Source organism: Limosilactobacillus sp. (genome assembly GCF_051873075.1).
In the GTDB taxonomy this organism is placed as follows: domain Bacteria; phylum Bacillota; class Bacilli; order Lactobacillales; family Lactobacillaceae; genus Limosilactobacillus.
In genome coordinates, this window is sequence record NZ_JBJEEM010000073.1 from 1 (window position 1) to 5422 (window position 5422).

General features: G+C 46.1%; 8 protein-coding genes and 1 tRNA gene. All 9 read left to right on the plus strand.

Translation table 11 applies throughout. The features are described from left to right. On the plus strand, positions 1-753 hold a 753-nt coding region (locus ACI31J_RS07410), incomplete at its 5' end, for an AAA family ATPase (RefSeq protein WP_439773785.1). Positions 754-761: 8 nt separating this feature from the next. Next, positions 762-1091, plus strand: a complete 330-nt coding sequence (locus ACI31J_RS07415) for a hypothetical protein (RefSeq protein ID WP_439773786.1) — start codon at positions 762-764, stop codon at positions 1089-1091. After that, entirely contained in the window at positions 1084-1509 is a 426-nt protein-coding gene (locus ACI31J_RS07420; protein ID WP_439773787.1) for a RusA family crossover junction endodeoxyribonuclease, read from the plus strand. Before ACI31J_RS07415 ends, ACI31J_RS07420 begins: the two co-directional genes overlap by 8 nt. Beyond that, complete coding sequence (locus ACI31J_RS07425; RefSeq protein WP_439773788.1) at positions 1496-1981, plus strand: hypothetical protein; 486 nt, start codon at positions 1496-1498, stop codon at positions 1979-1981. Before ACI31J_RS07420 ends, ACI31J_RS07425 begins: the two co-directional genes overlap by 14 nt. Beyond that, positions 1971-2717, plus strand: a complete 747-nt coding sequence (locus tag ACI31J_RS07430; RefSeq protein WP_439773789.1) for a hypothetical protein — start codon at positions 1971-1973, stop codon at positions 2715-2717. Before ACI31J_RS07425 ends, ACI31J_RS07430 begins: the two co-directional genes overlap by 11 nt. 411 nt (positions 2718-3128) lie before the next feature. Further along, positions 3129-3566 carry an ArpU family phage packaging/lysis transcriptional regulator gene (locus ACI31J_RS07435; protein WP_439773790.1) on the plus strand — a complete coding sequence of 146 codons (438 nt, stop codon included), beginning with the start codon at positions 3129-3131 and terminating at the stop codon, positions 3564-3566. Between the two features lie 526 nt (positions 3567-4092). Beyond that, positions 4093-4174 (plus strand) — tRNA-OTHER (locus ACI31J_RS07440). Positions 4175-4410: 236 nt separating this feature from the next. Beyond that, a complete protein-coding gene (locus ACI31J_RS07445; protein ID WP_439773791.1) occupies positions 4411-4635 on the plus strand; it encodes a crAss001_48 related protein in 225 nt (74 codons plus the stop codon). Between the two features lie 92 nt (positions 4636-4727). After that, positions 4728-5225, plus strand: a complete 498-nt coding sequence (locus ACI31J_RS07450; RefSeq protein WP_439773792.1) for an HNH endonuclease — start codon at positions 4728-4730, stop codon at positions 5223-5225. The last annotated feature ends 197 nt before the right edge of the window (positions 5226-5422 follow it).

Here is a 5422-nt window from a genome sequence, read left to right on the forward strand (position 1 = left end):
ATCTTCAAGCTGATTGGTAAGGATATGAGTAACCCTCGTGACTATAACGAAGTGAAGCGTCACGTTGCTGCCCGGAACAATCGCCTTGTTGCTGGGTGGGGGAAGCAGAATGATCTATTTAAGGCCAGTGAGTATATCAACGGAAGCCTATATAGCGGTGACCAACGGCTAGATTTCTCGTTCAAGAACTGGCAGACAGATATGCAACCGCAAAACGTGGCGGGTGCTAAGTCTGTTGGTAACAAGTGCTATGTTCTGGCTAAAAAGATGATCAACCAGCCTATGAAGGTGCTGCTTAGTGGCCCTCCTGGGACTGGTAAGACGTCGCTGGCAATGGCGATCCTTAACTACTTAGCTGGTGAAGGCTTCACTGTTATGACTGTATCAACAATGGAACTTCAACATCTGCTAGATAGTAGTTACAAGGCTGAAGACGCTAAAGATAAGCTCGACTACACCGAGAAGCTGATGAAGACTGCCGATGTTCTGCTCTTAGATGACCTGGGCACAGAAGGCGGTATGAAACACGACATCCAACCAGTGCGGAAGACTATGCAGGAGCTAATGTTTCGGGTGGCCAACGCCCGGCTGGACTTAAAACGCAATGAGCCTGTGCACTCAATCATCGTGACGACTAACTGCACGACAGATGAGCTGGCACAGATGTACAACGAGAAGATTATTAGTCGGCTAGTCCCACATAATCGGCAGCAGATTGTCGACTTTAATGGACTACAAGACGTTAGAAAGTAGGCACGATTATGGAAATGAGCAATCACGAACTTGATTTGATGAACTACATCAACAGCAATCTGCACCCATTATGTGCGATTTATGAGCCGGGGTATGGAGTAGCTATCTATCCCTCTGCTGATGCAGAAGCAATCGACACTAAGCGCCTAAACTACGCTGTGGAGGTCAGAGATGACGACACTGACATGGCCCTGTTAATTTACAGTGGCTTTAACAGCGACAGGATTGGCGACATTGATGAAGAAGTGTGGTGCCGACTTTATGAGAAACTGGAAAAGTTTGTTATAGAGAATCTGTTGAGAGAAGCGAAGAGAATGGAAGACAAGCTGAATGCTTAAGTTGACGTTCAATTTCCCACCAGTTGCCCAGGCACGGCCAAGAGCTAGGCGGTACAAGCGCGGAATTATTCTATATGATCTCGAACGGGTACACGTTTACAAGGCTCAGCTAGCCCAGAGCGCCCGGTTTATGTATCACGGTGAGCCACTAACTGGTGCGCTCAAAGTGACGATCAGATTCTACCGAGCTATTCAGAAGAGTGAGTCGAAGAAACGGCACCGCCTGAAAGCCCTGGGAGCTATCAGGCCAACGAAGAAGCCAGACCTGGACAATTACATAAAATCGACCCTGGACGGCTTAAACAGCGTCCTGTGGGCTGATGATAACGAGATAGTTGAACTACACACATACAAGTACTACTCAGACGATCCTAGGATCGAGATCGAAGTGGAGGAGATTAACGATGAAAACAAGTGAATTTGTACAAAAATTAATGGCTTTAACTTGGGTAACAGTGAGCGAATCTAATGGGCTGGATGACAATCCTGCTGTTGACATTGTTGGTATTCCGTACGGTGGATTTATTGTTAGAGTCCCTACTAATGCTACGACTTGGCTTTCTGTTGTGAAGAAAGGCAGTCCTACTAACTTTTCCACTTTTCAGCAAGAAGGATTATCCAATCTGATTAGCGAGTACTTAGCAACGCCAGTTGATGAGCGGCAGGAAGAGAAGAAATACACGGTGCGAGTTGCACCTGGTAAATTTGGCCTGCTTAATTACAATGACGGAACAGGGGTCTTTATGGTTGATGACATCCTTGAGGACGGCGCTTGGGCAACCCGCTTCACTCACGGCAAGATTGAGGACTTTAAGAAGCGCAATGATTTAGCGATCGATTGGGATAAGGCAATTATCGAACCTGCGGAGGACGACGAAGATGAAAACTAAATTACTTATACTGCCAGTGGCTATGATGATGGGCTTAGCAGTGTCGGCACCAGTCAGCGCTGACACTACTAGCTCAACACCAACACGGGTAGAGATTGAAGCACAGGGTAATCAGAGGATTCAGTCCCTCTGGAACCAGTACCAGCAAGCATTACAGGAACGTGAAAACGCCTGGGAAGAGAGCAAGGGTAATCGATTCACGCCTGCTTATATCACCGCAGACGCTAAGGCTGGTGCTATCTACCAGGAATGGCTACGGGCGCAAACTCAGTTGGGTGATAACCTGCACAACTATGATGTTGACCAGTGGCAGAAAGAACAGGATCAGCAACAGGCCAATCAGCCTGACCAGCCTAGTCAGCAGCCACAACAGAATCAGCAGGCAACGGCTACCCAGGCAAGTCAGGCCAGCCAGGCTAGCTCAGACCAACCGCAAGTGGAAGCCACGAAGACCGATCAGCCACAGGCGAAGGCTTCTATTGCCCAGCCTAGCCAGCAGGTGAATGTAGAGCCTAAGAGTACTACTCACAGCCCACAGCAAGCTACGACAAGGCGGGTAAGCGACAAGACAGCCAACTTGCCAGCACAAAATAAAAAGCCCGTACAGAACAGCACGGAGCAAAATACGAAGCAAGCTGAATTACCACAGACAGGTAACGCCAACCCACTTGCCGCTGTCGGAGCGCTATTGCTTGCCTTCTGGACAGCCCTGACCGGTGTCTGGAAACGCTTATGACACTCGAAGAAGTGCTGGAAGCTGAGCGCAACGGCTGGCTAGTCGAGGGTGATCTTGGGCTGTGTAAGATATGCAGTCATAAGCACGAAGGGCCAGATCGGAATTTCGTCTTCTATGTCCAGAGGCAGACGTTGGGTGTGCCGTTCAGCAAGATAGACGTTGATCTGCAAACGGTGATGGCAATGCGGAGGGTGGAGAATGGATAACTTTGTTGAAAAACTGATGTACACATTATTTACACTATTGGTGCTAGCAGCTATCTTACTAGGGGTCAGTAGCGCTTGCTTACTACTGCTATATATTTGGAAAGCTGTTTTGGGATTCTTTATGTAGCAAAAAAGGCGCTCACTAGGAACGCCCTCTGAGATATAAATAAAACCAAATTCATTATATCACTTTGGGGGTTTCGTTGTGAGTAAGGAAGAAGTCATATTCGACAGTACACTAGACGTTGATAAAACGATTAAAAACGTGAAGCATTTTTTTGGTGTAGATTATCCCGCTGCTAAGCGCAGAGCAAAATGGAATTTATCTGTGATCAGTTCACCATCGTTTGATGGTATGCCAAAGGGAACACCATATGGAAATGTGATGGAAAATAAGCTGATTAATCGTGCTTATTGTCGGCAGGTAGTTAAAGCAGTGCCGCTAGTGATCGACGATTGTTCGCGATGGAGCAGAGCAATTTTGACCACATTGTATATCGATGGGCATGACGATAGCTACTGTATCAACTCATTGCCATATCAGGAGAACTGGTACTACAAGAAGCTGAAGCCAAAGGCACTCATTGAGTTTGCTGAGATTTATCCGATCGAGGAACTCATGGTATTCAAAAAAATACAGTAAGAGTACAGTTTCTGTACAGTAACTGTACAGGCACTATACGATAAACGGGGTTAATCTAGTAGTGTCGAAAATGACTTGAAACCCTTACGACCTGGGTAACGTCGTTAAAAGGCCTTAGCTCCTATGAACTAAATTTAGTAAATTACTCAGACGTGAGAACGTAGACGTTGCGTATACTCACAAGCAACTCAGATCTACGTTGACGTTAGTGCGGAAAGCAGGAAGACGGGAGACCGCAAGCCGGCACGATGGTGGCAGGGACCATAATCCGCGTTGAGACTATCAATTCATCCAATTTACAGTGCGAGAATTGCTTCAATAGATGGGTCTTCTCCTTTTGAAAAAATTAAAGTTATGTTTAGTCATTATTACTTCCAATTGATAGTCTCACAGCCGTGCTGGTAGCAGCAGAAGAGTACGTGACCTAACTCGACGGCTAGAGGATCACAACAATCTAGGACAGCATCTTCGCTACAGGCGTTCGCGGAAAAGTTCGACCGGGTGCGGGGATGCAAGTCCTGATTATGCTGACGTGGGCCGATGGCAGGCCACTGACTTCTATACGAGCATCTGCGTCAGAGAAGGCGGTTCGATTCCGTCCGTCAGCATTAGGCCAGACATAATATCAAAGGAGCTGAAAAGCACCTACTTTACTTTTTTAACACGCTGGCCTATAAATCACCCGAGCTCAGTCATAATGGCTGGGCTTTTTTAGTACAAGGAGAATTAAATGAAAAGCAGGTTTAGCACAGGTGGAATTAATGTATCCGCAGATGAGACATATAATTACATCCATCCTTATATTGATCCGAAACCGTTGTATTTAGTAAAGGAGAGCCAACGAATGAATAAACAGAAGGTAGTTATCAAATTATTAGAAGAGCGAACTTCGCTTGACGTAAAGCGTATCAAGTTGAAATGCTTTATAAAATCCGCGGATTTTAATAATGCTTCAGAACATCAGCGAAGAATGCTTCGCTTGCAGCAGGAAACGATGGATGTTTATAGCAAGATATTAAATAACAGGATCGAAGATTTGCTTGGGGACCTGTATTATGAAACACACTAAGAATTGGGGAACAGTTAGTGGCAATGCTGAGCTATATATGCTTAACCATGCTGAACATACCTATGAGTCATTGAACAAAGTGAGGCGATCACATGCCAAGGTATCGCAGGTGCAGACAACCAGGGTGTCACGCGATGGTTCAGCTGCCGGACCACTATTGCACTAAGCATTATGAACATGAAGCAGAGTACCTAGCCAATCGACAGCGTTGGGCACGGGCACGTGGCAAGCAGTACCAGCACAAGTACAACCACGTCACTAGATATCGTAACGATGTTAAGAGTGAACAGTACAACTTCTATCGCACAGCAACGTGGGTGCGCTTAAGAAAGCAAGTACTCGATCGTGATCACTATGTCTGCCGGTACTGTGGTCAACCTAACAGCCGAACTGTCGATCACGTTGTGCCAATTGAATTTGATCAAGCAAGCAAAGCAGACATCAATAACCTTGCAACGATCTGTCGACGATGCCACCGAGCTAAGACTGAGTGGGAGCAATCCTACTATGGTACTGGTCAAGGTCACCATCGTCAGGATGTCCCTGAAATTAGAGATATCTCGACCATCCGGCGATTGATGAAAAAATAATTTTTTCGCAAATTTTTTCAAAAAAATATTTTTTGAGCAGAGGATTTTATCCCCCGCCCCCATGCCAGTGCCAAAAAGAGCGCACACATTTCAATCTTCTCGCTCGCAAACGGTATTTTTGCAATTTTTGCCCCAGGGGGGCTAATCACGATGAAAGGAGGCCCATTTAATGACGAAAAAGGTCTATTTTAAGCAGA

What these genes read in the sequence shown, in the direction of transcription:
- ACI31J_RS07420 (WP_439773787.1), top strand. Translation starts at nt 1,084, where the DNA reads ATGCTTAAGTTGACGTTCAATTTCCCACCAGTTGCCCAGGCACGGCCA.
- ACI31J_RS07425 (WP_439773788.1), top strand. Translation starts at nt 1,496, where the DNA reads ATGAAAACAAGTGAATTTGTACAAAAATTAATGGCTTTAACTTGGGTA.
- ACI31J_RS07415 (WP_439773786.1), top strand. Translation starts at nt 762, where the DNA reads ATGGAAATGAGCAATCACGAACTTGATTTGATGAACTACATCAACAGC.
- ACI31J_RS07430 (WP_439773789.1), top strand. Translation starts at nt 1,971, where the DNA reads ATGAAAACTAAATTACTTATACTGCCAGTGGCTATGATGATGGGCTTA.
- ACI31J_RS07450 (WP_439773792.1), top strand. Translation starts at nt 4,728, where the DNA reads ATGCCAAGGTATCGCAGGTGCAGACAACCAGGGTGTCACGCGATGGTT.
- ACI31J_RS07445 (WP_439773791.1), top strand. Translation starts at nt 4,411, where the DNA reads ATGAATAAACAGAAGGTAGTTATCAAATTATTAGAAGAGCGAACTTCG.